Here is a 4,993-nt window from a genome sequence, read left to right as displayed (position 1 = left end):
ATCATGTAAAGGTAAGTAAAATTAAAGAATCTGAAGTAGAAGATAAACTCACTTCCAAAAAACTTGATGGAGTTATTACATTAGATTCTGGTTTTTCAAAAAGTGTTCGAGAAGGGAAACCAAATCATATTGAAATTTCATCGATTAAAGGTGATCAAGTAACAGGATTTATAAAATCATATTTATACAATTATATTGATAATGTAGCAGCTATTAGTAAAGTAGCAGGAACAGATCAAAGTGCATTTGATACTATGTACGCAGGATATCAAAAAGGTTCATTTAAAATGAAAACTGAGACGCTAGAAGATACTTCGAAAAATAAAGATATGACAAACCAAACGATGGGTTACCTTATTATGTTTATGCTATTTTCAGCAGCGAACTTATCAGGTTATATTTTAAAAGAAAAAGAAAATAGAACGTATTTTAGACTCTTATCAACGCCGATAGATGGGAAGAAATTCATATTATCTAATGTCGGGGTAAATATGCTGCTATTAACAGTACAAATTCTGATTACAATCTTATTCCTAACGAATATTTTTCATATAAATATCAATATGCCTTTCATAGTGATGATTGGTGTACTCATGCTATTTGCTTTAATAGCGATTGGAATATCGTTAGTCCTTGTCGCTTTTTCGAAAAACTCAGCATCAGCAAATGCACTGCAAAATATGATTATTGTACCGACATGTTTACTGGCTGGATGTTATTTTCCTTATGACATTATGCCAAAAGCGGTACAAAAAGTAGCTGATTTTCTTCCGCAGAGATGGCTATTAGACACAGTATCAAAACTACAACAAGGAATTCCAATTTCAGATTTGTATTTAAATATTTTAATCTTATTTGCCTTTGCAGTAGCATTCTTCTTAATTGCTATTTATAAGTTTGGAAGAAATAATGATGCGAGAAACTTTGTTTAATATGAAAAGGGTGTGACGTTAAGTCGCATCCTTTTTTGTATGAAGCATGAAATCTAAATTTGAATGACAAAATAGAAAGGTGGAAAGAAAATGAGCGGAAGGAAATCAAAATGATTAAAAAAATATTGCGAGTTACTTCTATTGTAATTACTATTTTCGTTTTTGTTTTAATTTGGATGCATATTGACGTTACGCTCGGAAGAAAAATGGAAGTCGGGAAAAATATGCCGACAGAGTACGCTCCTCATTATAGTGATTTTCAATTATATGTAGAAGGAAAGTCATTTTATAAACAGTTATTTACTGATATAAGAGAGGCGAAGCAATCTATTTACACGTACTTTTTCATTTTGTCGGATGATAAAAGTAGCCATACTTTTTTAAACTTATTAAAAGAGAAGGCGAGAGAAGGAGTAAACGTATATTTATCTGTCGATTTACTTAACGATTTATCATTTGAAAGAAAGGTGAAAAAAGAATTACAGGAAAGTGGCGTGCATTTTACATATAGTAGAAAACAGGAATTACCATTCGGGTTTTATTCCCTACATCATCGTAATCATCGCCGTATTACGACGATTGATGGAGAAATTGGCTATACAGGCGGATTTAATATAGGAGATGAGTACTTGGGGAAAGATAAGCGATTTGGATATTGGCGTGATTATCATGTACGGCTTAAAGGAGAAGGAGCAAAAGATTTAGAGGAGCAATTCGCTTTAGATTGGAAGCGAGATACGAAAGAAGATATAAAGAGAAGTACGAATAAGGCTAGCAAAGGGAATACATTACATACTATGACTAGTTACAATGGCCATTACGTTGCTGAGAAATATATAGAGCTCATAAAACAAGCTCAGCACTCAATTGTAATTGCAACGCCGTATTTTATAGCGAAAAATAAAGAATCTATGAATGCTTTAATCGCGGCGCAAAAGCGTGGTGTTACAGTAAAAATACTTTGGTCATATAAACCAGATCTACCTCTTATAAAAGAAGCGGCGTATCCATACATACGTCAGGCTGTTAATAATAGGATTACTGTATATGGGTATAAAAAAGGAATGTTTCATGGAAAGTTAATGCTGATTGATAATGAGTTAACTGTTATAGGTACAACAAACTTTACTTCGCGTAGCTTCAATATAAATGATGAAATGAATTTTTATATTTATGGTGGTCCTATTGTAGAACAAGTTAATAAGGCGTTAACAGAGGATTTTCATGATTCGAAAGAAATGACGAAAGAGTTTTTTGAAAAGTTATCTTTTTGGGAGCGTTGTAAGGAGAAAGTAGCGGGATTGGTTGACTTCTATTTGTGATGATGAATTAGGAAAGGGTGCCTACAAAAGACACCCTTTTTTGGTGGGAAATCATTATTTTTCATGCACCAGCAATGAAGCATCATCATTAATCAACGTCCCTACATGCTCCCCTAAACAAATTCGTTTCATCACTCCAGGCTCATCAAAGTTAAAGACATGTGCTGGTAAATTGTAGTCTCGGGCAAGCAGTAATGCTGCTTGATCCATGACTTGTATATTTTGTCTAACAACATCATTATAGTTTAGTTTGCTGTACATTTTTGCTGATTTGTTATGCTTTGGATCACTTGTAAAAACGCCGTCGACACCTTGTTTTGCGACTAATATGGCATCACTATTCATTTCAATAGCTCTTTGTACGCTTGGATAATCTGTCGTCACGAACGGTTGCCCGTTTCCGCCTCCAAAGATAACGATATAACCGTTATCTAAATGGTGGACTGCACGCAAACGAATGTATGGTTCAGCTACTGCATTAAATGGAATGGAAGTCATAACGCGCACTTCTCTATTTGTTTTACTTGTTAAAACACCGCGAAGCATTAAGCTGTTAATAATTGTACCTAACGTACCGATATTATCAGCTTCTACGCGATCAATTCCCCATTCTTCAGCTAGATGACCTCTAAAAATGTTACCGCCACCGATGACGATGGATACTTCGATACCTAAATCAACAATGGATAAAATTTCGTTTGCGATATGTTCTAATCGTTTGGAGTTAAAGCTATTTCCAGTTTGATCGGCAAGTGCACCGCCGCTTAATTTAATTAAGACACGTTTATATGGTCTCATAACTATTCCCCCTATATAGATCGCAATAAAAAAGGAACAAAGGCGAATGCCTTTGTTCCTTTTTAAGAAAATGAAAAAGAAAAGAAGAAGATAGGACGAATTTCTTTGTATAGTTTCTCATAACATCCACTCCTTTTCATTTCGATTTTTTTTAAGTATATATCTTTTTGATTATACGAAACAATCTGATTACTTATCAAGTTTATTTTATCGTTTTTTAACAAAATGGTGTCAATGAAAAAAAGAAGAAAAATATTTGAATTTTTTGTGACGAACTTGTAGGTTTTTGTATGATTTTGTAGGTTCGCTTATAAGATGTGTAAGTAGCTTTTATAAATTCAAATTGAAAGCGTTCGCATGAAGGGGATGAACATAAATGAAAAAATTCGGATTGGCAACACAAATTTTTGTAGCGCTTGTTTTAGGGATTGTAGTAGGGGCAGTCTTTTATGGCAATAAAACGGCGATTTCTTATATCACACCAATTGGAGATATATTTATTCACTTAATTAAGATGATTGTAGTACCAATTGTTATTTCAGCATTAATTGTTGCAGTAGCTGGTGTAGGAGATATGAAAAAGCTTGGGAAACTGGGCGGTAAGACAATTCTTTATTTCGAAATTATTACGACAATTGCTATTTTAATGGGATTACTTGCAGCGAATATATTCCAACCAGGTACTGGTGTTGATATGAGTAATTTACAGCAAAGTGATATTTCTTCTTATAAACAAACTGCAGATGCAACCGAGAAGAAAGGTTTTGCTGAGACAATTGTTCACATTGTACCGAAAAACGTATTTGAATCGATTGCACAAGGTGACCTATTACCGATTATATTCTTCTCAGTATTATTCGGCTTAGGAGTTGCGGCAATTGGGGAAAAAGGAAAGCCTGTCTTTAACTTTTTTGAAGGCGTACTCGAAGCCATGTTTTGGGTTACAAATCAAGTGATGAAATTTGCACCATTTGGTGTATTCGCATTAATTGCCGTTACGGTTGCAAAATTTGGTGTAGCGACATTACTTCCGCTAGGAAAACTAGTGCTAGCTGTATACGTAACTGTTATACTATTCGTTGTGATTGTATTAGGTATTAATGCACGAATGGTTGGCGTAAACATTTTTACATTAATGAAAATTTTAAAAGAAGAACTGATTCTTTCGTTTACGACAGCAAGTTCAGAAGCTGTTTTACCTAATATAATGAGAAAAATGGAAGAGTTCGGTTGTCCAAAGGCAGTTGCCTCTTTCGTAATTCCGACAGGTTATACATTTAACTTGACTGGATCGGCTATTTATCAAGCGTTAGCGGCATTGTTTGTTGCACAAATGTACGGTGTGCACATGTCATTAACGGAGCAAATAACGTTATTATTCGTTCTCATGTTAACATCCAAAGGTATGGCGGGAGTTCCAGGTGCATCGTTCGTTGTTGTATTAGCAACGTTAGGTTCAATGGGGTTACCACTAGAAGGTATCGCGTTAATTGCGGGAATTGACCGCATTTTAGATATGATTCGCTCATCTGTCAATGTATTAGGAAATGCATTAGCGGCCATTGTTATGTCGAAGTGGGAAGGCGAATTCGATAATGAGAAAGCAAAACAATATGTAGAAACAGTCAAAGAAACAAAAGCAGCATAAGAAATCGTTAAGGAGTGAATAATCATGGCAACATTAACTGAAGTTAAAAATGGTGTTCGAATTGAAAAAGATTTTTTAGGTGAAAAAGAAGTGCCAAACTATGCATACTACGGCGTACAAACAATGCGTGCAGTAGAAAACTTCCCAATTACAGGATACAAAATCCATGAAGGCTTAATTAAAGCATTCGCAATTGTAAAAAAGGCTGCAGCGCTTGCTAATACAGATGTAGGAAGATTGGAATTGAACAAGGGCGGCGCGATCGCAGAAGCCGCTCAAGAAATTCTTGATGG

General features: G+C 34.8%; 4 protein-coding genes and 1 pseudogene. 4 read left to right on the top strand and 1 reads right to left on the bottom strand.

Features of this window, described 5'->3' with window-relative positions:
- Together DN403_RS27230 and DN403_RS27225 are read left to right on the top strand one after the other, a co-directional pair.
- The coding region (locus DN403_RS27230) for an ABC transporter permease (RefSeq protein WP_149185951.1) at positions 1 to 932 on the top strand (932 nt) is incomplete at its 5' end.
- A 110-nt stretch (positions 933 to 1,042) separates the two neighbouring features.
- Positions 1,043 to 2,254 carry a phospholipase D-like domain-containing protein gene (locus tag DN403_RS27225; protein WP_016077884.1) on the top strand — a complete coding sequence of 404 codons (1,212 nt, stop codon included), beginning with the start codon at positions 1,043 to 1,045 and terminating at the stop codon, positions 2,252 to 2,254.
- Positions 2,255 to 2,308: 54 nt separating this feature from the next.
- Here DN403_RS27225 and pyrH read toward each other — a convergent pair whose 3' ends face one another.
- Entirely contained in the window at positions 2,309 to 3,052 is a 744-nt protein-coding gene (gene pyrH, locus DN403_RS27220; protein ID WP_001248060.1) for a UMP kinase, read from the bottom strand.
- A 376-nt stretch (positions 3,053 to 3,428) separates the two neighbouring features.
- On the opposite strand from pyrH, the gene DN403_RS27215 reads away from it, so the two are divergent.
- Positions 3,429 to 4,700 (top strand): cation:dicarboxylate symporter family transporter, encoded by a 1,272-nt coding sequence (locus DN403_RS27215; protein WP_000713293.1) that lies wholly within the window; start codon positions 3,429 to 3,431, stop codon positions 4,698 to 4,700.
- Between the two features lie 24 nt (positions 4,701 to 4,724).
- Positions 4,725 to 4,993, top strand: a pseudogene (locus DN403_RS27210) (lyase family protein); the annotation flags it as partial.

The organism is Bacillus sp. AY2-1, from assembly GCF_008368965.1.
Lineage (GTDB): Bacteria > Bacillota > Bacilli > Bacillales > Bacillaceae_G > Bacillus_A > Bacillus_A thuringiensis_S.
This window is presented reverse-complemented; position numbering and strand designations above follow the sequence as displayed.

Bases quoted from the DNA above. Each gene is read 5' to 3' on its own strand.
- DN403_RS27225 (WP_016077884.1), top strand. From the start codon at position 1,043: ATGATTAAAAAAATATTGCGAGTTACTTCTATTGTAATTACTATTTTC.
- pyrH (WP_001248060.1), bottom strand. From the start codon at position 3,052: ATGAGACCATATAAACGTGTCTTAATTAAATTAAGCGGCGGTGCACTT.
- DN403_RS27215 (WP_000713293.1), top strand. From the start codon at position 3,429: ATGAAAAAATTCGGATTGGCAACACAAATTTTTGTAGCGCTTGTTTTA.